Here is a 22,492-nt window from a genome sequence, read left to right on the forward strand (position 1 = left end):
TCAATATGATTGATTGGATAGCATAATATCGATAGGGATGCCAATACTATTAAAACTATGTAAGTGTTGGAGGTTTTCTTTAATGTCCGAATCAAATCTAAAACTAACATCCTCAGAAATTGCTTCTCTGTGGACATCTTATTTAAATAACTGTATGTCTAAACAGGTTCTTACTCATATGATACAACATGTGAAAGATCGGGAAATTGCAGATGCTATTCGCTTTGCTTACCGATTTGCCCAAAAACAGGAAAAACGATTTGTGAAAATCTTCCTGGAAAATAAGTTTGCCATACCACATGGCTTCACAGAAGACGATGTAAATAAAAAGGCCCCAGCTTTATTTACTGATTTCTTCTGTTTGGCCTATATTAATCAAATGGCAAAAGCAGGGTTAGTGGCATATGGGGGATTCTTATCGATGAGCACACGGAAAGATATAATCCATTTTTTTCATGAGGGACTACTGGATACTTCAAAGCTGTATCATTTAAGTACCTCTATTCTTGATAAAAAAGGATTGTTAGTCCGAGCCCCCTTTACTTCCGTACCAAAAGAAGCGGATTTTATTGAGAATAGAAAGTACTTGAGTGGATTCTCTTTATTTCACAAAAAAAGATCGTTAAATGCAGTGGAAGTTTCCCATCTTTTTATGAATGCACAGACGAATAATATGGGACTTAAGATTACCTTGGCTTTCGCCCAGACTACGACGAATAAAGAAGTACAGGCTTATATGTTAAGAGGAAAAGAAATTTCACAAAAACATTTAAAAATATTTACGGATACTCTCTTAAAAGAGGGGATACAGAGTCCGAACTCTTCTGATTTTGGTATTACTGATTCTACTGTACGCACTTTTTCTGACAAGTTAATGATGTTTCATATTAGTTTATTGAGTGCCTCAGGAATTGGAAATTATGCATTAGCGGGAGGAGCCAGCCAAAGAAGTGACCTGTTACTTAATTATGATAGGCTTTCAATCGAAATTGGCCAGTATGCCAAAGATGGGGCAGATTTAATGATTGACTATAATTGGGTGGAGCAGCCACCGCCAATTATACAAACTAAGAATGATGTTACAGGGAAATAGAGAGAAAATATTTCCCTGTTATCCTTTATCTAAGCTTCCCGTTCTTTTTAACCTTGTGTGCGCTTTCCTCTAAGATATACATGACCGGTAATTGAGAAGTGATATTTGATTGTCCTGTATATACTTCTGTAACATAATACGCAATATTTATATCAGATATTTTCGCAAGGTGACAGTCTTTACTATTAGTAATACTAATAATATTGCAACCTTCCATTTTTAATCGATTTGCAAGATGAATGGTATAATCTGTTTCACCAGAAACCGATAAGATGATGGCGGTACATTTTTTCAGCTCCTTGCTGTTAATTGGATAAAAGGGATCTTTTATAAAAGTTGAAAACTTTCCTAAGCTCGAAAAGTATCTAGCTCCATACTCCGCTAAAATGCCTGAGCTTCCCGTTCCTACAAAAATTACTTTATCGGATTGACTAACCATATCCGCAGTTTCTTGGATGTAGGTTTCGAAATTTCCCTTCATGGTCCGTTCTAAGAACTCAGAAAGATAGTATTTCGTTGATTTTAGGTTTTCTTGCTTACTTTGATCTAAATATAATTTTAATTTAACCTTAAACTCAGAAAAACCATCACAGTTTAATTTTCGGCAGAATCGTAGAATACTAGATGTGGACACATGTGTTTCATCGGATAATTCTCTAATACGCATATAAATAACTTTATCGATATTTTTGGTAACATAGTTATAGAGTAGCATTTCTAAATCATTAAAGGATTGGATCATTTCATTTGTGAACAAATTTTTCCCTCCTACCCTAAATAGATTTTTCTTTATATTCCCATTATTAATAGACAGAAAGTTTATGTGAATCGCCGATAGATGAAAAATTCGCTGTCCATAAAAATATAAATGGTTCAACTAATCATCAGTGGGGATGACTTCCTTAATCATGGTTATCTTTCCTCTATTATAAAACAGGTTGTGACTAAAATGTAACAAATTCCTTCCGAAGAAAAAAGATAGTATGTGGTTATTTTTACTTCTAATTAACTTGCAAACGCATACATTTTAAGTGGAAGGGGGTATGTAATTGCCTGAGAAAATTAGAAATTCCTTGTGGGGTCAGCTTCTGCGCCGATTGAGTAAGGGGAGCATATTATGAAAAGGACCATTCAAATGAGAATATTATACAAAAATCAATTATTGGAGGGAAGAAAATGAAGAAATTACTTTTAGTTTGTGCAGCGGGAATGTCTACTAGTTTATTAGTAAATAAAATGAAAGATGCAGCAAAAGAAAAAGGAATAGAGCTCGAAATTTTTGCACTGCCAGTATCAGAATGTCAAAAAGTCGCACATGAAGTGGATGTCGTTTTATTAGGTCCACAAGTGCGTTACCAAAAACCACAGGTAGAGGAGATCATTGCGGGGAGAGTTCCAGTAGAAGTAATTGATATGAGAGCATATGGAATGATGAATGGCAAAGCAGTATTAGAAAGAGCATTAGAATTAATGGCATAAATCAATCAGCAACTTGCACCTAAAGAAGCCTGCAAAAATAGTTTTCCAATGTAAAAATAACATATTTATTTAGGGGGAATTATAATGGGTTTTATGGCGGCCTTTGAAAAGTTTGCGGAGAAAACGTTAGTGCCAGTTGCAGCAAAATTAAATTCACAAAGGCATATCGTTGCTATCCGCGATGCATTTATTCTATCTTTTCCTATTACGCTTGCAGGTTCATTAATTGTATTGCTCAATTTTGCTGTCTTAGCACCAGACGGATTCATCGCCAAGATCTTATTCTTGCATAAATTATTTCCCAATTTAGCTGATTTACAAGCGGTTTTTTCTCCTGTGCTAAATGGCTCTGTTAATATTTTATCTATGTTTATCGTCTTCCTTGTTGCTAGAAATATGGCTATTTCACTCAAAGCAGATGAATTATTAAGTGGGCTGACAGGTCTTTCTGTATTTTTCATTATTTATCCACCATATACCAATGTAGAAGGAACCAACTTTTTAACAACTCAATGGGTTGGAGCACAAGGACTATTTGTTGCTTTAATTGTGGGATTATTAGTTGGTGAGCTTTTTAGTAGATTATCTAGGTCCAAAAAATTGCAAATAAACATGCCTGATTCTGTACCTCCGGCTGTTTCTCGTTCTTTTAAAGTATTATTTCCTATTATAATTATTACTGTGGTGTTCGCTATTGCAAACGCTTTAATAAATGCGGTTTATCCAGAAGGCTTACATGGATTTATTTACGCAGTGATTCAAACTCCATTGAAGAGTTTAGGCACCAATATTGTGTCTTTAGTTATTTTAGCGATAGTTTCCAACCTATTATGGGTTTTTGGAATCCATGGCCCGAATACCATTGCTGCTATACGGGAAGCAATGTTTGCAGAAGCAGGCTTAGAAAATCTTAACTTCGTCGCAGAGCACGGTACAGCTTGGGGAGCGCCATATCCTGTAACTTGGGCAATTAATGATGCTTTTGCAAACTATGGTGGTTCTGGGATGACGCTGGGATTGCTTATTGCTATCTTTATTGTAGCAAAAAGGCAGGATTACAGAGATATCGGAAAACTTTCGCTTGCACCAGGGATATTTAATATAAATGAGCCAATTATTTTTGGTTTACCAGTTGTATTAAATCCAATTTTAATTGTGCCATTTATTCTTGTTCCAGCCATAAATATTATTATTGGATATGTTGCGATTGTATCAGGATTGATTCCGCCAATTGCGTATTCCGTTCCATGGACTACCCCAGGACCGCTTATTGCTTTCCTTGGAACAGGTGGAAATTATATTGCGCTATTGCTTGGTTTTGTTTGTTTGGCTGTTTCTACACTGGTGTATATACCATTCGTTATGGCAGCAAATAAAGCAAACGCCGTAAGTTATGGAGGGGAGAAAAAGTGATTCGGCTGCTTCTGCTTAAAGTGATAGAAAAATGAATCAATATACTATTCAATTTTTCTGTGGACAAATAAATTATGTCCGGGATGTTTTTGAAAATTACCAGGATGATTACCTCACAACTAGCATAAAGGTTATTAACAAGATTAAAGCGGAGCTAGTAGTTGTTACATCTTTATCAGCGGAGCTTGCCATACGCCATGTAGAGAAAATATTTCAGCAGTCTAAATATGGTTGTGCGCTCCATTTTCATACGACCATAACAGAAGGATAATCAATAGAAAATGTCAAACAAGGGGTACTCCTTTAAGGAGTATCCCTTGCTATACTTTCGAGTTAGTTAATAGTATTTTTTATGATAGTATGTAAAGGCTACGAAAGAATGGAATTTTAATACTAGGTAAAATCTGCATCTTTCTTTTTAGCTCGTATTACCTTATAATTATTTTAACTTTATTTTTAAGCAGGGGGAGATTTCGATGAGTGAAGTCTCTTTCTGTTTGTTTGCGATTTTACAAATAAGCAATGGATTTTTACTATTGACACAATTGGTGTATAGTTATTAATAGATAATTTTTAGAAGGAATAGGGTGTTGAACAATGAGTGAATATCGAGTATTACTTTATTATAAATATGTACCGATTGAAAATCCGGAGGAATTAACCAAAGAGCATTTAGCTTTTTGTAAAGAACTAGGATTATTAGGTCGAATTCTAATTTCCCACGAGGGGATTAATGGAACAGTTTCTGGTACGGTAGAGCAAACAGACAAGTATATCGAAGCAATGAGACAGGATCCGCGTTTCAGCGATACTATTTTCAAAATTGATGAAGCAGATGGACATGCTTTTAAGAAAATGCATGTTCGTCATAAAAAAGAATTAGTTAACTTAAGCTTAGAGGACGATGTAGATCCACTTAAATTAACTGGTAAACACTTAAAGCCAGCAGAATTTTATGAGAAAATGCAAGATCCTGAAACAATTGTTATTGATGCTCGTAATGATTATGAATATGATCTTGGTCATTTCCGAGGTGCGATTAAGCCAGAAATTGAAACATTTAGAGAACTGCCACAATGGATAAAAGAAAATAAAGATAAACTAGAAGGTAAAAAGATTCTTACTTACTGTACTGGTGGAGTAAGATGTGAGAAATTCTCTGGCTGGCTAATGAAAGAGGGCTTTGAAGATGTAAGCCAATTAGATGGTGGAATTGTGACTTACGGAAAAGACCCAGAAGTACAAGGAGAGCTTTGGGATGGTCAATGCTACGTATTCGACCAAAGAATTAGTGTGCCAGTCAATCAAAAAGAACATGTGATTGTAGGACGTGACTTCTTTACTGGGGAGCCATGTGAAAGATATGTAAACTGTGCAAACCCAGAGTGTAACCGTAAAATGCTTTGCAGTGAAGAAAATGAAGAGAAATATATGAGAAGCTGCAGCCATGAGTGCCGCACCCATCCAAGAAACTTCTATGTAAAGCAACATGGACTAACACAAGAGCAAGTGGAAGCAAGAGTAAAAGAAATTGCTCAATGGGAAGAAGAAAGCAAAGTAATGTAAAATAGGAAAGGCTGTCCGTTTGCGGGCGGCCTTTTTTAGTTTGACAGAGGTTTGGCTGAAAAAATGGGGTTTTGGCTGATAAGTGCACCAGATTGGCTGAAAAAACCGGAGATTGGCTGATAAGTGCACCAGTTTGGCTGAAAAAACCGGAGATTGGCTGATAAGTGCACCAGATTGGCTGATAAAATCAAAGATTGGCTGATAAGTGCACCAGTTTGGCTGATAAAATCAAATTTTGCCTGATATCTACTCCAGTTTGGCTGATAAAAGGAAAACTTGATTGATAAAGCAATAGTCTTCTGCTAATAAAAATGAAAAGAGGCTAATATCCCACGTATTTATGCGATATTAACCTCATTTCCCCACTTCATATTCATTGCAGACAAACCAAGTTTGTCTGCAACGTTTCAAAATTGCTAATTTGATGTGTACTCTAGCACAATGCTTTTCTTACAATTCGAATGTTTCACCTAATTCTAATACCTTCCCTTTCAAACCAAGTTCTTCAAGCTTAGTTACAAACGCTTTAGCGTCTTGCTCAATTACAGGGAATGTATTGTAGTGGATGGGAATAATTAGTTTTGCTTGATACCATTCGGCTGCTTGCAGCGCATCTTCGGGTCCCATTGTAAAATGGTCTCCAATTGGTAGAAAGACAACATCTAATGGGTGTCGATCTCCAATCATCTTCATATCACTGAAAAGTCCAGTGTCTCCGGCATGATGGATGGTTTTCCCTTCTGCCTCAATAATATATCCACCTGGCATTCCGCCATATAAGATATTTTTATTTTCCTCATCAATAATCCCGGAACTGTGGAATGCATGCGTCATTTTTGCTTTAGCAAAGCCTAGATCGACTGTTCCGCCGATATTCATACCAATTGTTTCTACACCTTGCCAGGACATATAAGCAGCTAATTCAGGGTTAGCAACAACTGGAGCATTATTTGCTTTGGCGATTGGTGCCGCATCGAGAATATGATCCATATGTGCATGTGTCAGTAAAACAGCATCCACTTTCACTTCTTCTACTTTTGTAACAGCAGAAGGGTTGCCACTAATAAACGGGTCAATAATTAAAGACTTTCCTTCTGTACTAATTTCAATAGTGGATTGACCATGATAAGTAATTTTCATGCAAAATCATCTCCTTAAAATTCCACATAGGTGGATTATTGTCCATTTTAGATTAAAGCAGAGAAAGGAAAAATACCAAATGATATGCTTGTCTATTTCTCTGAAATCAGTATTGACACTAACTTGTAAGGGAATGCGCAAAGACGAGAAAGGCTATTGTTGTTTCGGCTGACATAAAGCTAGCATAATAAAAGAAATAATGGTGATGGTTATTACCCAAATCCAAGCCATTCTCATATTGCCAGTTTCGATGGCGACATAAATAGCAGTAGGTAGTGTCTGTGTTTTTCCTGGGATATTACCGGCAAACATCAAAGTTGCACCAAATTCTCCTAATCCTCTGGCAAAGCTAAGGATGCTTCCAGATATAAGCGAGTGGGAGGCTAGTGGAATAGAAATAGATGTTAAAATTTTCCACTCATTTGCCCCATCGACACGTGCCGCCTCTTCAATCGAGCGATCAATCTGAATAAACCCAGCCTTTGCCGATTGATACATTAAAGGAAAAGACACAATAAATGCTGCAATTACCGCAGCCCACCATGTAAAAATAATTGGTTGATGAAAAAGCCATTCGATTCCTTTTCCAATGATACTATTGCGCCCAAAGACAACGAGCAATAAAAAGCCAGTAACTGTTGGGGGAAGAACAATTGGCAGTAACAAACAGGTTTCTAGCAATACCTTTCCTTTAAATTTTTTTCTCGCTAATAAAGCGGAAAGAATTATTCCCGAAACAATGACGCAGACAGTGGCGATGAGTGACACTTGCAAGGAAAGAGAAATGGGAGGCCAAAAGTTACTCCAATCCTCTTTAGTTAACAATAAATCCATTTTCTTTAAAAACCTCTAAACTAATGGGTGTTTGCAAATAGTCATAAAAAACTTTAGCTGCCTGATAATGCTTACTGTCTTTGATGATGCCAAGAGGGTAAACAATGGGAGAATGACTTGCTTCATCCGCAATTGCTGCTACTTGAACAGCATCAGAAGTCTTTGCATCGGTTCCATAAACAATGCCTGCTGCTACATTATTTGTTTCTACATAAGATAGAACTTGGCGCACATCCTTTGCAGGAACGATATTTTCTTGGACCTTTTCCCATATATGCAGGGATTGCAGTGTTTCTTTTGCATAATTTCCTGCTGGAACGGATTTGGGTATACCGATAGCGATTTTTTCTTTATCCAATGTTTCTAAATCTGCAAAGTTATTGATAGTAGTGTCAGACTGTTTATTGGTGATTAATACTAAATTATTCTTAACTAAGTTCGTATGATCGGATTCACTAATGAAGCCACCCTTTATTAAAAGGGCCATCTTATCCTTTGCTGCAGAAAGAAATAAATCGACTGGAGCTCCCTGGGAAATTTGCTGCTGCAATGCTCCAGATGAACCAAAATTAAAAGTTAGGGTAATATCTGGATGCTCCTTTTCGAATTTCTCCTTGATTGACTCTAACGCATCTTGCATGCTGGCAGCAGCAGAGATGGTTATGGAAATAGGTTCTTGTTTAGATGCTGCTGATTGCCCATGATTATCGCTGCAAGAAGCTAAAATCAATATCGTAATCAAGAGCATAATAGGTTGGAAGTGTTTTTTCATCATGCCTCTCCTTTTTGCCAAACCTCCATTAGGGTTTTCTGTTCTTGTTTATTCAAAGTGGATAATGGCTTTCTACAAATACCTGCTTCTATGTTGCTTTCAGATAATAGATATTTAATAGCACGCAGTGCACCTATTTCTAGAATAGTATGTATCGTTGGTAGCAATTTGGAGAACTGTTTTTTCGCCAATTCCCATTTTTGTGATTTTATCAATTGAACAATTTGTTGTATTTCCTGTGGGAAAATATTTCCTATTATACTAGTAATTCCATCATATCCGTTGCGCAAATGGTCTAAAAGGTATAAATCTGTACCGGTTAAGACCGAGAAGGATGAACCAAGCTCTTTTTGGAGGATAAGAGCATTGTCGGGATTTCCAGCTTCCTTTAACCCTTTTATTTGGGGATGTTTCTCTACTAAACGATAGAGAGTATTTAATTCCAGGTTAAATCCAGTACGGGAAGGATTATTGTAAAGCAAGATGGGTAAATTGGTAACTGCGCAAACTTGTTCAACATATGCTGCAGCTTCTTTTTGATTAATACGTAAATAAGGAGGAAAGCCAAGCATTATTCCATCTAATCCTTCTTTTTGAGCAGCTTCCGCCAGTCGAATGGTATCTGTCGTTCTTACAGCAGCAACTCCACCAATGAGAAGAAAAGCATCTTTCCCTGCGGACTTTACCTCCCGATAGAGAATCTGTCTTTCTTCGATTGTCATGGAATGCTGTTCCCCTGTTGATCCACTAATAAGCAGTGCCGGGACATGATTCTGTTTATAGTAATCTATTAATGAATAGATGCCGGTTTGCGAAAGCTTTTCCCTTTGATCAAAGGGGGTTACCATTGCAACACTATATGAAACAAATGGATTTTGTGTAATCATTTTCCTAACTCCTTTCAAAATAGATTATACTTAAACTATTCAGATAATGGTACAGAAAGCTGTCTAATGAAGTCTTTCTATCAATTTATCTTTTTCTTGGGATGAAATCAATATGAAGTGGGGAAGGGAGTAGAAGTTTTATGATGAGAGTGGCACTTAATTTTGCAATTATGCTGGAGCAAGTGAAAGCAAAGGGATTTAAGGAAGAGGCGGTTAGCAAAGCTCTCGAAACAGAAGATTTTGCGTTCTTTCAGAACTGTGGAAATGGCTTGCCAGATTGGCAGACGCTTTTTTCCTATTATAAAGACAATAAAGCTAGCGTCAAAGCGATTATGCAAGATGATTATGAAATAACCTTTTTGACTAAGGGAACGTTAAAAAGGCTTATACTATTGAAATATCAATTAGTAGAGGGAAGAGACTATGAGGACTGCGGCGAATCAATTGGAACTATTACATTGCCGAAGGAATCCTTTCAGCAATTTACAAAGATATTAGCCAAAAACTGGACTATTGTCGTATTGGAAGAAAATCAAGACAATGTTATCTTTGATGTAAAGTTATTTGTAATCGATTAAATGAAAATGGGACAAGTGGTTGTTATTTTTACATAAAATCTTTCTTTATATATATAGAAGGAGGTAAAGATAACATATAGGCAAAAGAGGCTAATGAAGATTAGTCCCTTTTTTTACAACAAAAACAGAACATATGTTCCTTTTGGGAGGTCGAAAGGATGAAAGAATGCCGTTCTTCTCAATCAGAAGCTTTTACCGCATTTTTAGAGGAAAATAAATCATTATTAAGCAATCCAATTGTAAAGAGTTTTTTGCAGAAAAAGGACAATGTTCACCTGTTAAAAAAAGCGCTAGAATGTCCGACAAAGGAAAATAAAGAAAAGGTGGATGAATCTTTTAAAAAGCATTTCTTTACCATTCGGTTTACTTCGTATATCACTTCTTCGATGGAGTACAGTACCATAAATTTTAATAAAAACTTATCCATGTATCAAAAACGATTTCCATTAATACTGACCGAGAAGGAAGAGGGAGGAGAAAAGGATATTAATCTAAATGATAAAGAGGCTGAAATAGAAGCAATAGTCGAGAAGGAGGCACTATGGTCTGAGATGGAGGAATATATTTCAAATAAAACAATCTATTCAGCCGTTCTGAGCTTGACTTCTTCCCAACGTAAGATCCTTACCTATGCCTATCTTTATAAATTTACGGATACAGAAATTGCCCGGAGAATTCGAACGTCTCAACAATATGTTTCAAAAACAAGAAAAGCGGCTTTAAAACGTATTCTTTCATTTATCAATAATAAGGAGGAAGGTAGATGGAATTAGTAGATATGACGCAATGGATGACAATGATTAGCAATTTTGGTTTTCCACTAACTTTATCTTTATTTGTTCTGCTAAGATTAGATAAAAAAATGGATCAGCTACTGAAGGAATGGAAGGAAACTCAGGAAAACGAGCGAAAGGAAAAGGAAAAATGACCGATATGTATACGATGGTAAAAAGGGCAAAGGCAGATCCGGAAATGCTCCATGAGCTAATAAAGTTGTTCGAACCAAAGGTAAATAAATTAACAAAAAGAACAAGCCCAAATGATATGGCAGATCTTTCACAAGAGCTGAAATTAATGCTTATACAATCTACCTATCAATATGACCTAGACAGTATTCCAGGCTTTTGGGAATTTAAAGATAAGCATAATAGAGAATGACAGCTATTAAAAAATCCGAGTCCAACAAGTGACAAGCAGCATGCAGAGTTGGACCGGATTTTTACCATACGCATTACACATTCCTATTTAATAAGCTAAGCGTAATTTCAAAAAGACGGTTTTTGTAATCCCCATCAGGTAATTTATTTAGTTGTTTAATTGCTTTCTCTGTATATTTTTTAGCAAGGAGCTCTGCTTTTTCTACTCCTTTATATTTAGCGATAAGTTTAGAAAGCTGTGCCAGATCTTCGTTAGTCAAGGCTTCTTTTTTATCTAATATAGGAATCAGCTCATGCGGATTTGCTTGGATTGCATAGATAAGTGGTAAATTATAGTGACCTTGTTTAATATCTGCCATCACAGGCTTTCCTAATGTTTGGGAATCTCCTTTATAATCGAGAATATCGTCCATTATTTGAAAAGCCATCCCAATATAATGCCCCATATTCCAAGCATTCATGGCGAGTGGTCTGCTTGCTTCACTTTCAACCGCACCAGAATAGCAGCTTACGGCAAAAAGCTGGGCTGTTTTTCCGGATACTCTTGCTAAATATTTTTTCACCGTAACAGTAGATTGGTATCGAGCGTTTAATTGATCTAATTCCCCACTTAAGATTTTTTCCATGCTTCGGGCATTAAATTCTAAATGGGAAAGAGATGTTGCGTACTTAGATAAAATGGTAAAACAAACACAGAATAAATAATCACCCGCATAGATGGCAAACTTATTTCCATTATGAGTATGAATGGTTGGAATGTTATGTCGTGTTGGCGATTCATCAATAACATCGTCATGAATCAGCGTCGCCATATGCAAGGTTTCCAACGCTGCTGCCACTGCTATTGCACGATTTTTATCTTTAGACGGACCTATTTGTGAACAAAGTAGGGAATAGGCAGGTCTAAGTAGCTTGCCACCGGAATTAATTAAATCCTTAATCGTTTTTTCAACTACTTTATCACGAACACGAATATTGCTTTCAATTAATTGAAGTACTTTTGACAAGTCATTTTTTAATTCTGGATACGTATCCCACATTTGATGTACACGCATAGTTTAACCTCTTTCCTATCTAGATTCGTTTATTTCCGATAAATCTCTATAAAACTGTAGTTTTTCTACATGTGTGATTAAATAGTTGGCTAGTATTCCTATTGCTATTCCTGATAGGATACCGATAAAAGATAGAATAGGTAAATATAAGAATACAGTCCATGTTTGCGCAACAAAGCTTGCAATGGCTAATTGACCAATATTATGAAAAATGGCTCCAGTTGTACTAACACCAATTAAGCTAATTCGTTTTGTTCCAAGTTGCTTTACACCCCACATGCCGATAAAGCTTAAAAGGGCTCCACTGGCACTATACATAAAAGTAGAAAGTGTCCCTCCTAATAAGGTGGCGAGACAGAGCCGAATTGCGACCACTTTAAAGGCATCTTTTGTGGGAAGTGTATATAAGGCTAAGCAGGTGATAATATTTGCTAATCCAAGCTTCGCTCCTGGAGCAAATGCAAAGGGAAATGGGATAGCCCGTTCTAATAAGCTGATAATTACCGCTTGGGAAGCAAGCAGTGCTATATATACAAGGCGTTGATTTTTTGTCATCTTCTCAACTTCCATTCTTGCGATTTAATTATTACCATAAGTAAGTTGGTTGTAGGTTAAATAAATACTGATTCCTATTAATCAGTATAGGGCAAAAAAGAATGAAGTATGGTAGATTCTTTATTCTATAACTAATCTTATTGTTAAATAGATTGATTGGAACAAGCATCCTAAAGTGGAAGACAATCTATTGATTTAAAAGTTTAAGGTTTAAGAAAAGATCAAAGAATATAAATCCACTAGCTTCTTTTTTCTCCTTTACTGATTCAAAAGCTGCTAGAAACAGGGGGCTTTAATTCCCTATGTTTCTAGCAAACCTTTTATTATTTATAGTCTTTATAGATCGCTCGTTCTTTACCATACCACCAGTCGCCCAATTTTCTTTGAAGGAAAGGAACAACCCAATAATCTAATCCAAATGTACGACCAGACCCATTCATTAAAGCAATAGAAGCTGGCAATGCCCAAACTTTATCCCAGCCAAGCATTGCAGTAAGTGTAAACATTACTAGGAATCCAGCACTTGCAGCATTTGCTAACCATGTGAATAAACCGGCAAGAATGGCTAATCCAATTGCTAACTCAATAAATATCATCATTTTTTGCATAAATAGTGCGACTTCTGGAGTTGGAAGCATAATTTTCATAATCCACTCAAACCAGAATGGCATTTTATTTAATATCGGGGTTGCAAAGTCAGTAGAAGTAGCAGCTTCACTTGCCCCACTTGTAGCAGTTTGCAGCCACTCAAAAGGCATTTTGACACTTGTAGCAGTTAACCATGAATCGTCTCCAAGACCATTAAATAAGTTTGGAACCTTTGACCAGCTGGAAATAGAATCTCTCCATGTCGATTCTCCCCAAAGCTTCGCACATGCTTCTACAATCCAGAAACCTGCGACAAATACACGTAAAGGTAAGCTCCAAAGAACATTGCCATAGCGGGTTAAGAAATCACGGAAAATATTACGTTTATCTTTTGTGTGGAAAAATTCATGCATCACATATTGGTACATATAATAGCCGCTTCTAATACCAAAGAAATAATATAGATTAACCATATGCTTCATGAAATTTGCAAACCAGCCGCTTAAATGCATGCCGCTTAAATTTGCAACACCGTATCTTGCTCCGATAGAAACCATAACCCCATGGTATTTACCTTCATATTTTTCCTTTTCACCGCCACTGATTTCTGCAATAATATTCTTTGCTGCAGTCATAGCAGTTTGTTCGGCCGCTTCTACAATTTGTGGAGTTGGTTTTCCAGGCTCTTCTTCAAAATAGGCTAAGTCACCGACTACATAGACATCTTTGTAGTCTTCAGATTCCATATGAGCATTAACTTTTAAGCGGCCTGCTCTTCCAGCTGACATGCCGTAATCTTTTGTATCCGAATTAGCGCGAACTCCTGCTGTCCAAATAAGAGTGTAAGTTGGAAGCTCTTCGCCTGATTTTAATACGATAGCGTCTTCTTTTACTTCGACGATTGGGGAGCTTTTTAAGATTTTAACTCCCTTTTTTACCATATAGCTTTCTGCTTTATCGGCATCTCTGCGTTCTAGCATATTTAATATAGTAGGAGCAGCTTCAACCACATATAAAGTAATATCCTCTGCATCTAGCTTATTGTCTTTTGCTAATCTTTCTTTCCATTCAATCAGTTCCCCAACCATTTCGATTCCTGTGAAGCCTGAACCACATACAGTAAAGGTAAGCATTGCCTTTCTTGTTGCTTCATCATGAACATGAGCAGCTTTACGAACAATTTTTTCAATATGTTCTCTTAGTTTAACAGCATCTTCCCAAGACCAAAGGGTAAAGCCATTTTCTTGTACTCCGGGCGTACCAAAGTCATTTGGTTCGCCGCCCATTCCTAGGATGAGATAATCGAAGGCAAATTGGCCGTGTTCAGTTGTAACTACTTTACTTTGATAATCAACATGTTTCACATTGTCTGTAACCAAATTAACCTTTGTACGATTAAATAAACGACGTAAATCAAATTGAATAGCATCTGGTTCTACTCTATGCGCAGCAACCTCATGTAATTCAGTCATCATTGTATGATAGGAATGTCTATCTATAAGTGTAATGGAAACCGAATCATCTTTTTTATACTTTTTAGCAAGCTTTTTTGCGGCATGAACCCCCGCATAACCTGCTCCGATTATGACAATATTTTTCTTGTCCATTCTTCCTATTCACTCCCTTAATTGTTAAATGCTTATTTGTGAAGTTTTGAACAATTTTAATATAACAATGTGGTTTTTATCTGTCTATGGACTTCATAGAATGTCTACAATTTAAAATTTTGATTGTTCACATTTTCGAAACATTTATAAATAGCGGATTTTTGTCATAAATTCTCCATATTTAAAGGAGATGCTGATAAACACTATTAAGACAATGATTATTCCGTAAATCAGCTATTTTATAGGGTTTTGTCCACTAAAAAGTCGATAGACAGTGGCAGAAAGCAATGATAAAATGACGGTGTTATAAATGTGAATAAATTCACATGGTCAAGAATTTAAACACTTGTTTGTATTTAGAGACATGATAAAACAATTGAAATGTGATATTCATAGAAGGGATGATTTTAATGAATAAATTCAAATTCGCTATGATTCTTTTTCTTTCCCTCCTTTTATTAATAGGATGTGGAAAACAAAAGGAATCGGACGAAATGGTAAATAGTAATCCGTATAAAAGAACGGAATTTTTAATGGGGACAGTTGTCACGATTAAAATCTATGATAAAGACAAGGAAGCTGTATTGGATAAAGCATTTGATCGAATAGAGTTATTGGCAAGCCAAATCACAGTAAATGAAGATGGGTCGATTGTTGATGAAATAAATGAAAATGCTGGTCGGAATCCAGTCCAGGTCCCAGAAGATATTTACCGTTTAGTGAAAGCTGGTAAAAAATATAGTGGGTACTCAGGAGGAGACTTTGATATTACGATTGGACCATTAACTAATTTATGGCATATTGGATTCCCGGACGAGAAAAAGCCAACACAATCAGAAATTGATGCTGTTCTCCCATTGATCAACTATACAAAGATAGAATTAAATGAAGAAAAGCAAACGGTATTTTTGCCGGAACAAGGAATGATGCTGGATTTAGGGGGAATTGCCAAAGGGTTTATTACAGACGAAGTTATAAAAGTATTAAATGATAATAAGGTAGAATCTGCGATTGTTGATTTAGGAGGAAACATTTATGTAAAAGGAACAAATCCTTCTGGAAAGCCGTGGGAAGTAGGAGTTCAAGATCCATTTTCCGATAGAGGTGAAATGGTGGGGAAAATGGAGGAAACGAATACTTCGATCGTTACTTCTGGGATATATGAGCGGTATTTAGAGGTGGATGGAGTAAAATACCATCATATTCTCAGCCCTAAAAATGGCTATTCTGTCAATAATGAAGTTGCGGGGATTACGATTGTTTCTGATAAATCATTTGATGGAGACGGATATTCAACAACCATATTTATAAAAGGGATAGAAGAAGGGTTAAAGGCGGTAGAAAAAATGGAGGGAATAGAGGCCATCTTTGTAACCAAGGATAAAGAGGTTTATTTAACTTCCGGTCTAAAAGGTAAATTTACTTTAACAAATGAGAAATTTAAATTAGCAAATGAATAAAGAGAAGAGGGAGGTCATTTGGAATGTCGATTCGTTCATTTTTAAAGTTAGTTGAAATACAAACAAAAATCGCTAGTGTCTTCCCATTTTTTATTGGCATATTATTCGTATTATATCGGTATGAAGCACTCCATTGGAAAAATACACTAATATTCTTTGCCTCTATGTTAATCTTTGATTTAACAACAACGGCGATTAATAATTATATGGATTATCGAAAGGCAAATAGTGATGAATATAGGAAGGAAAAAAACGTAATAGGACAAGAGGGGATAAAGGAAAGCACCGTTATCGCAACCATATTCACCCTTTTTTTTACAGCAACGGGGCTAGGTATTTGGCTTACTGCTGAAACAGGATTATTGGTGCTTTTGATTGGATTTATCTGCTTTTGCATTGGCATCCTCTATACCTTTGGACCAATTCCTTTATCAAGAATGCCTTTAGGAGAAGTTTTTTCCGGTGTAACAATGGGATTTGGGATCGTTTTTCTTACGGTCTATGTCAATGCGTTTGATTATGGGATTGCTTCCTTAGTATGGGAACAAGACGTGATTTTGCTGCAAGTAAACATAATAAAAATAATCGAAATTATCATTGTATCTTTACCTTGTATGTTTACGATCGCGAATCTTATGCTGGCAAACAATATTTGTGATGTAGAAGACGATATAAAAAATCATCGTTTCACTTTACCATTTTATTTAGGAAAGAAATACTCCCTATGGCTGTATAATGGCCTTTATGCGGGATCCTTTATGGCTATATTAATCTCTGTGTTTTTTCACTTACTACCAGTTATTGCGTTAATTAGCTTAATTGCTATTTTACCAGTTTATAAGCATATTCGGATTTTTAACCAAATCCAAGTTAAATCTAAAACATTTAGTTTAGCAGTGAAAAATCTAATTATTGTGAATGGATGTCTAGTATTATCTTTAGCTATGTTTTTTATTATTAGTTAAATAAATATATTGTTAGCGTTCTAAGCTTTTCTATGGAGGGGGTATTCGTTTTGCAAACCGTTTTGGAAGTGGAGGAATTAAGCTTTCGGTATGATAAAAAGCGTGATAAGAGTCATGTGGAAAATGTTTCCTTTCTATTAAGTGAGGGGGAATGGACAGCGCTAATTGGTCATAATGGAAGTGGGAAATCCACCTTAGCTCATTTACTTGTTGGCTTGCTTCAACCCGATGAAGGGAAAATTAAGATAAATGGAGTTAGTCAAAAGAAAGGGCAAGGTGCTCAGGGGATTGGCATTGTTTTTCAAAATCCAGAAAATCAATTCATTGGAACAACTGTAGAAGATGATGTGGCTTTCGGGCTGGAAAATATAAATATGTCTTATGAAGAAATGCATGAAAGAGTGGATCAAGCACTAACAGATGTAGATATGCTCGGCTTTCGCATGGTGGATCCTTCTCAATTATCAGGTGGACAAAAACAAAGGGTCGCAATTGCAGGAATGCTGGCATTAGAGCCCAAGGTACTTATATTGGATGAGGCCTTTGTTATGTTAGATCCAAGAAGTCGCAAGGAATTAATGGCAATTATACGCAAATTAAAAAATAAGGGAATGACAATCCTATCCATTACGCATGACATGGAAGAAGCTGCACAGGCTGATAGAGTAATGGTCATGGAACAAGGGAGAATAACAAAAATTGAAAGTCCCTCTCAGTTGTTTTATACAGATTCTACCTTAGAAAAACCATTTTCAGAGAAACTCAGAGAATCTTTGAAAAATAGAGGGAGTAAGGTTCCAGATAAATATATGACAGAAGAAGAAATGGTGCGATGGATATGCAAATCGAATTAAAAGATGTATCTGCTAATTATCAAATTGGACCGATCCGTAAACCCAATGTATTAAACTCCATCAATCTTACTATTGAATCAGGTACTTTTACAGCACTCATCGGAAGAACTGGTGCAGGAAAATCAAGTCTATTAAAGATATTGAACGGCTTACTTCTTCCAACAAAAGGAAGCGTTCGTATAGGAGAGACAATGATAGAATCACCTATCCAAAAAGAGAATATCCGTAAGATTCGAAAGCAAGTGGGGATGGTGTTCCAATTTCCAGAGTCCCAATTATTTGCGGAAACAGTGGAAAAGGACATTTGTTTTGGTCCGCTTAACTTTGGCGTATCGTTGGAAGAAGCGCAAGAAAAGGCTGCACAGGTAATTGAGCTAGTGGGCTTAGAGCCGTCTATTTTATCAAAATCCCCCTTTGCTTTATCGGGAGGACAAAAAAGGCGAGTGGCGATTGCAGGAATATTAGCAATGGAGCCATCTGTACTTGTCTTAGATGAACCTGGGGCGGGGTTGGATCCGCAGGGGAAAAAGGAAATAATGTCTCTTCTAGCTACTTGGCATAAACAAGCATCTTTAACAACTATTCTCGTTACACACGATATGGAGGATGTGGCTTTATTCGCAGACCAAGTTATTTTAATGGATCAAGGAAAAATTATCAAATCGGACAAAACAAAAATGATTTTTTCAGATCCAGCTTTATTGGAAAGTTGGGGGCTGGAAATGCCACAGGCTCGGTATTATCAAATGAAAATTGAACAAGAAACAGGAATAAAATTACCAAGGGTTTGCTTAACGCTGGATGAATTAGCAGATGCTTTAGTTTCGGTGGGGTTAGTATGAATAAATTAATATTAGGAAGATACTTTCCGGGAGAATCCTGGCTCCATCAGTTGGATGCTCGGGCAAAAATGATTTCTGTCCTTTTACTTATAGCTATGCTATTTATAGCAGATAATTGGATGGCCTACTTATTTTTATGGATGATTACCCTTTTCATTATGCACTTATCACAAGTCCCTTTCCGTACCTATGTACGAGGAGTCAAACCAATGATATGGCTCATTCTATTTACTGTAATACTGCAGGTACTATTTACTTCTGGCAGTAATGTATATATAGCATGGGGGCCAATTACTATTTCAGAGTATGGATTAATAAATGGAATCTTTATCTTTAGTCGTTTTGTTCTTATTGTATTTTTATCTACTGTCTTAACATTAACTACAAAACCAATCGATTTGACAGATGGAATAAATAAAATGCTATCTCCATTGCGTTTTATTAAGGTACCTGTAGATGATATTAGCATTATGTTATCTATTTCTTTGCGATTCATTCCCAATTTATTAGATGAAACACAAAAAGTGATGGATGCTCAAAAGGCAAGAGGGACGGAGTTTGGCCAAGGCTCGTTATTTCAGCAGATGAAAACTTTAGTCCCAATTTTTCTTCCTTTATTTGTGAGTTCTCTGAATAGAGCCGAGGACATGGCTAATATGATGGATGTTAAAGGATACCGTGCGGGAATAAAACGCTCGGCATTTCGGAGAGTATATTGGAAGAAACAAGATACATGGTGTTTATGTAGTGTATGTTTCATTGGAGTAATTACGGTTTTATTAAGCAGATAATAAATCAGGAAAAGAAAGTGGCTGGAACAAAATATAGACGAATAATCTCTAATTTAGTGGTGAAACCAATTCGTTCCATTGTGCTACAGACACTCTATGCGCCTAATGTACAAAAATTGATTTTTCAAGGAACGTCATAACTTTATATGGAGAATCTGCGGGCATTAATGAGCCGGGAAGCCAACGTTATCAATAGCTGCTCCTCTTCACTAGGCTATCATGCCCGCCTCTCCATATAAAGTTGGTTTTGGGGAAATATCCAAATTGTACATAGTTAAACTGCATTTCCAGACTCCTATGGGAGCTTCAATAAATTTATATGTTGGATGTAGCATGAGATGACTTCTGTTACCTTTTTTCTCTGCTCCTCTTCCTTTTGGGCACAGAGAGTTCTTTTCTGTTAATTTATTCCTTTTTGGTTATTTTCATATACCTTCCTTCTTAAAATAAATAAAAGCCCCGAACAATTATACGAATTTTTTAATGTAAATGTATAATTTGTTCGGGGTTATATTTGATTGAATACTTACGCTCCCCACCTCTGTGTTCCCCGCTTCGTTTGATAAAAAGAGTAATCCAAATCAGCTTAGCATGCTCCATTTTATGTCAACATCAATCGGAAATTTACAATCCTTTACTATTCCTTAAAATAGATTCAATGATTTATTAACATTGGAACCCTATACTAAATCTGATAGCTCAGATAGATAAAACTTTGAGGTGAAAAAACATGCAGGCTAACAGGAGTATCCATATTTTAAAAGAGATATCAATTGTACAAGCAAATAACCTTAAATCTTCTAAAAAAGTTTCCTTTTATCAAATTTTTAAGAGAATGATGGATCTCTTTATAGCAAGTATAGGTATTGTTATAACTCTCCCGTTGATTCTTCTATTTGCTATTCTCATCCGCATAGATTCACCAGGTTCTCCCTTTTATGTCCAACAAAGGGTTGGCAAGAATGGCAAATGCTTTCGCTTAATTAAATTGCGATCGATGAGAATGGATGCGGAGAAAGACGGGGAAAAATGGGCAGAGGTCAATGATCCGAGAATTACAAAAATTGGCTCATTTATAAGAAAAACAAGAATTGATGAGTTACCACAATTATTTTCTGTTTTAAAAGGTGATATGTCTATTATCGGACCACGACCGGAAAGACCTTCTTTTACGGAACAATTTAGCAAGGAAATTGATGGTTTTTCGAATAGGCTGCTTGTAAAACCAGGATTAACAGGACTTGCACAGGTCAATGGAGGGTATGACATCACACCAAGAGAAAAGCTAAAGTACGATCTTCAATATATTAATAATGTAACATTTTCTTTGGAAATGAAAATTTTAGTAAAGACGATAAAAGTAGTGCTCACAGGAGAGGGTGCAAGGTAATTGGACTCCATAAAAGGCAAAATCAATAGTGGAGCAAAATGGACCAGTATATCGACGATTGTTATTACTCTCTTACAGATTGGGCAGTTTATTGTACTGGGAAATATCATGAGTGCAAAGGAATTCGGTATGATTGGCATGCTGACGACAATCACCATCTTTGCACAAATTTTTGTTGAATTAGGCTTAGGTGCTGCAGTCATCCAAAAACATCATGCAACAGACAGGCAGTTGTCTACCCTTTTTTGGATAAATGTTCTTTTAGGAATATTTATTTGTTTCCTTATGCAGGCAGCAAGTCCGATGATTGCAGACTATTTTCAAACAAAAGAGTTAGAGGGAAAGGTCAGATTACTATCAATTGTATTTTTGATTGCTCCTATAGGACAGCAGTCACAGTACTTAATGCAGCGAGACTTATCGTTTAAGACATTAGGAAAGATCGAAACGTTCTCAAATGTTTTTAGCTTTAGTCTCTTAATTGGACTGCTCCTATTTATAAAGCAAAATCCAATTAATGCTTATGTATGGTCACAGGTTTGCCTTTATGCCTTGAAAGGAATTCTTTTTTATATTTGTTACTCTCCAAAGTGGAGACCAAGCTTTGTGCTAGATATTAAAGATTGTAAAGAATTTTTCTCTTTTGGTGTGTATCAGCTTTTATCACGGCTCGTAAATCGATTGGGAAGCAATATGGATATGTTGTTGATTGGAAGATTTATGGGCATGGAGGCATTAGGGATTTATAACCTAGTCTATCAAATTATCACCATTCCCGTTCTTAAGTTAAATCCTATTATAACGAGAGTTGCTTTTCCAGTGTTTGCGAAAGATAAAAATAATAATCGGGCATTAGAGAGTGGTTATTTATATATGACCAAATTATTAGCAATTGTGTCGTTTCCATTGCTATTAGGGCTCTATGCTGTTGCAGATTTAGTAATCCCACTCTTCTTTGGAGAGCAATGGATGGCGGCTGTTCCTATTTTAGAAATTATGATTATAGTAGGAATTCTAAGGGTCCTTATGAATCCCAATGGGAGCATTATATTAGCAAAGGGAAAAGCAGACATTGCTTTTTATTGGGACTTAGGAGTGTTAGTTTGTTACGGGTTAGCATTATTAGCAGCAGTTCGGAGTAATCAGCTGGAAATAGTAGCATGGACATATGTAGGTGTAAGCATTCTTAATTTTATCGGTGGGAGAATCCTATTAACTAGAATGATAGGGCTTCAGCTAAAAAGTTATGTAAAAGCATTACTGCTGCCATTGATTCTTGCGGTGGTCAGCAGTGGGATTGCGTTATTGTTAAAAACGCAAATGACTTCTATTCATAATAATTTGGTTTGGGCACTTGTATGGTCTGTGTTGATAAGCGGGATTATTTATTTGCTAATGCTACATGCATTAAAACATGTAGCATTTCGAGAAGAATATCAATAAAAGGAATAAGTCAATAAGCCGAA

At 36.3% G+C, this 22,492-nt stretch carries 24 protein-coding genes; 16 read left to right on the forward strand and 8 right to left on the reverse strand.

Annotation, left to right across the window (positions count from 1 at the left end; genetic code table 11):
* Nucleotides 1-82: 82 nt before the first annotated feature.
* Complete coding sequence (locus NST77_RS22265) at nt 83-1,093, forward strand: DUF3231 family protein (RefSeq protein WP_095331185.1); 1,011 nt, start codon at nt 83-85, stop codon at nt 1,091-1,093.
* A gap of 25 nt (nt 1,094-1,118) precedes the next feature.
* Here NST77_RS22265 and NST77_RS22270 read toward each other — a convergent pair whose 3' ends face one another.
* On the reverse strand, nt 1,119-1,850 hold the full coding sequence (locus NST77_RS22270; protein WP_341123575.1) for a MurR/RpiR family transcriptional regulator: 732 nt from the start codon (nt 1,848-1,850) through the stop codon (nt 1,119-1,121).
* A gap of 419 nt (nt 1,851-2,269) precedes the next feature.
* Here NST77_RS22270 and NST77_RS22275 point away from each other — a divergent pair, with 419 nt between their 5' ends.
* The 4 genes from NST77_RS22275 (at nt 2,270) to trhO (ending at nt 5,551) form a co-directional block, all read left to right on the forward strand.
* Nucleotides 2,270-2,572 carry a PTS sugar transporter subunit IIB gene (locus NST77_RS22275; RefSeq protein ID WP_047944695.1) on the forward strand — a complete coding sequence of 101 codons (303 nt, stop codon included), beginning with the start codon at nt 2,270-2,272 and terminating at the stop codon, nt 2,570-2,572.
* Between the two features lie 84 nt (nt 2,573-2,656).
* Nucleotides 2,657-3,985, forward strand: coding sequence for a PTS sugar transporter subunit IIC (locus NST77_RS22280; protein WP_047944690.1), 1,329 nt, complete (start codon nt 2,657-2,659; stop codon nt 3,983-3,985).
* Nucleotides 3,986-4,016: 31 nt separating this feature from the next.
* Nucleotides 4,017-4,256 carry a hypothetical protein gene (locus NST77_RS22285; protein ID WP_341123576.1) on the forward strand — a complete coding sequence of 80 codons (240 nt, stop codon included), beginning with the start codon at nt 4,017-4,019 and terminating at the stop codon, nt 4,254-4,256.
* Between the two features lie 326 nt (nt 4,257-4,582).
* Nucleotides 4,583-5,551, forward strand: a complete 969-nt coding sequence (gene trhO, locus NST77_RS22290; protein ID WP_249879398.1) for an oxygen-dependent tRNA uridine(34) hydroxylase TrhO — start codon at nt 4,583-4,585, stop codon at nt 5,549-5,551.
* 450 nt (nt 5,552-6,001) lie between these two features.
* On the opposite strand, the gene NST77_RS22295 is transcribed toward trhO, so the two are convergent.
* The 4 genes from NST77_RS22295 to NST77_RS22310 all read right to left on the reverse strand — a co-directional run bounded on the left by NST77_RS22295 (nt 6,002) and on the right by NST77_RS22310 (nt 9,184).
* On the reverse strand, nt 6,002-6,691 hold the full coding sequence (locus NST77_RS22295) for a metal-dependent hydrolase (RefSeq protein ID WP_123260080.1): 690 nt from the start codon (nt 6,689-6,691) through the stop codon (nt 6,002-6,004).
* Between the two features lie 153 nt (nt 6,692-6,844).
* Nucleotides 6,845-7,525 carry a molybdate ABC transporter permease subunit gene (modB, locus tag NST77_RS22300; RefSeq protein ID WP_341123577.1) on the reverse strand — a complete coding sequence of 227 codons (681 nt, stop codon included), beginning with the start codon at nt 7,523-7,525 and terminating at the stop codon, nt 6,845-6,847.
* Nucleotides 7,506-8,297, reverse strand: coding sequence for a molybdate ABC transporter substrate-binding protein (gene modA, locus NST77_RS22305; protein ID WP_171509228.1), 792 nt, complete (start codon nt 8,295-8,297; stop codon nt 7,506-7,508). The genes modB and modA overlap by 20 nt, the downstream gene beginning before the upstream one ends.
* A complete protein-coding gene (locus NST77_RS22310; RefSeq protein ID WP_095331171.1) occupies nt 8,297-9,184 on the reverse strand; it encodes a dihydrodipicolinate synthase family protein in 888 nt (295 codons plus the stop codon). The genes modA and NST77_RS22310 overlap by 1 nt, the downstream gene beginning before the upstream one ends.
* Before the next feature lie 149 nt (nt 9,185-9,333).
* Here NST77_RS22310 and NST77_RS22315 point away from each other — a divergent pair, with 149 nt between their 5' ends.
* The 4 genes from NST77_RS22315 to NST77_RS22330 all read left to right on the forward strand — a co-directional run bounded on the left by NST77_RS22315 (nt 9,334) and on the right by NST77_RS22330 (nt 10,920).
* Nucleotides 9,334-9,762, forward strand: a complete 429-nt coding sequence (locus NST77_RS22315; protein WP_204259841.1) for a hypothetical protein — start codon at nt 9,334-9,336, stop codon at nt 9,760-9,762.
* A gap of 158 nt (nt 9,763-9,920) precedes the next feature.
* Nucleotides 9,921-10,535, forward strand: a complete 615-nt coding sequence (locus NST77_RS22320; RefSeq protein ID WP_095331167.1) for a hypothetical protein — start codon at nt 9,921-9,923, stop codon at nt 10,533-10,535.
* A complete protein-coding gene (locus tag NST77_RS22325) occupies nt 10,526-10,690 on the forward strand; it encodes a YvrJ family protein (RefSeq protein ID WP_095331165.1) in 165 nt (54 codons plus the stop codon). The genes NST77_RS22320 and NST77_RS22325 overlap by 10 nt, the downstream gene beginning before the upstream one ends.
* Nucleotides 10,687-10,920, forward strand: a complete 234-nt coding sequence (locus NST77_RS22330) for a hypothetical protein (protein WP_095331163.1) — start codon at nt 10,687-10,689, stop codon at nt 10,918-10,920. The genes NST77_RS22325 and NST77_RS22330 overlap by 4 nt, the downstream gene beginning before the upstream one ends.
* A gap of 73 nt (nt 10,921-10,993) precedes the next feature.
* Here the strand turns inward: NST77_RS22330 and NST77_RS22335 are convergent, their stop codons facing one another.
* The 3 genes from NST77_RS22335 to NST77_RS22345 form a co-directional block, all read right to left on the reverse strand.
* Nucleotides 10,994-11,974 carry a polyprenyl synthetase family protein gene (locus NST77_RS22335; protein ID WP_341123579.1) on the reverse strand — a complete coding sequence of 327 codons (981 nt, stop codon included), beginning with the start codon at nt 11,972-11,974 and terminating at the stop codon, nt 10,994-10,996.
* A 15-nt stretch (nt 11,975-11,989) separates the two neighbouring features.
* Nucleotides 11,990-12,529 (reverse strand): Gx transporter family protein, encoded by a 540-nt coding sequence (locus NST77_RS22340; RefSeq protein ID WP_095331159.1) that lies wholly within the window; start codon nt 12,527-12,529, stop codon nt 11,990-11,992.
* Between the two features lie 323 nt (nt 12,530-12,852).
* Nucleotides 12,853-14,724, reverse strand: coding sequence for an FAD-dependent oxidoreductase (locus tag NST77_RS22345; RefSeq protein ID WP_341123580.1), 1,872 nt, complete (start codon nt 14,722-14,724; stop codon nt 12,853-12,855).
* A 410-nt stretch (nt 14,725-15,134) separates the two neighbouring features.
* Between NST77_RS22345 and NST77_RS22350 the strand changes: the two genes are divergently transcribed.
* The 7 genes from NST77_RS22350 to tuaB all read left to right on the forward strand — a co-directional run bounded on the left by NST77_RS22350 (nt 15,135) and on the right by tuaB (nt 22,469).
* Complete coding sequence (locus tag NST77_RS22350; RefSeq protein WP_095331155.1) at nt 15,135-16,184, forward strand: FAD:protein FMN transferase; 1,050 nt, start codon at nt 15,135-15,137, stop codon at nt 16,182-16,184.
* Nucleotides 16,185-16,207: 23 nt separating this feature from the next.
* On the forward strand, nt 16,208-17,149 hold the full coding sequence (gene menA, locus NST77_RS22355; protein WP_341123581.1) for a 1,4-dihydroxy-2-naphthoate polyprenyltransferase: 942 nt from the start codon (nt 16,208-16,210) through the stop codon (nt 17,147-17,149).
* A gap of 50 nt (nt 17,150-17,199) precedes the next feature.
* On the forward strand, nt 17,200-18,003 hold the full coding sequence (locus NST77_RS22360) for an energy-coupling factor transporter ATPase (RefSeq protein ID WP_341123582.1): 804 nt from the start codon (nt 17,200-17,202) through the stop codon (nt 18,001-18,003).
* Nucleotides 17,988-18,845 (forward strand): energy-coupling factor transporter ATPase, encoded by an 858-nt coding sequence (locus tag NST77_RS22365; protein WP_095331205.1) that lies wholly within the window; start codon nt 17,988-17,990, stop codon nt 18,843-18,845. Before NST77_RS22360 ends, NST77_RS22365 begins: the two co-directional genes overlap by 16 nt.
* Complete coding sequence (locus NST77_RS22370) at nt 18,842-19,636, forward strand: energy-coupling factor transporter transmembrane component T family protein (protein ID WP_095331149.1); 795 nt, start codon at nt 18,842-18,844, stop codon at nt 19,634-19,636. Before NST77_RS22365 ends, NST77_RS22370 begins: the two co-directional genes overlap by 4 nt.
* 730 nt (nt 19,637-20,366) lie before the next feature.
* Nucleotides 20,367-21,026: a sugar transferase gene (locus tag NST77_RS22375; RefSeq protein WP_095331147.1), complete on the forward strand. Its 660-nt coding sequence runs from the start codon at nt 20,367-20,369 to the stop codon at nt 21,024-21,026.
* The gene (tuaB, locus tag NST77_RS22380) at nt 21,027-22,469 is read left to right on the forward strand and encodes a teichuronic acid biosynthesis protein TuaB (RefSeq protein WP_095331145.1); all 1,443 of its coding nucleotides are present in this window, start codon (nt 21,027-21,029) and stop codon (nt 22,467-22,469) included.
* The last annotated feature ends 23 nt before the right edge of the window (nt 22,470-22,492 follow it).

Origin of the sequence: Niallia sp. FSL W8-0177, assembly GCF_038006285.1 — a bacterium.
In the GTDB taxonomy this organism is placed as follows: Bacteria; Bacillota; Bacilli; order Bacillales; family Cytobacillaceae; genus Niallia; species Niallia circulans_A.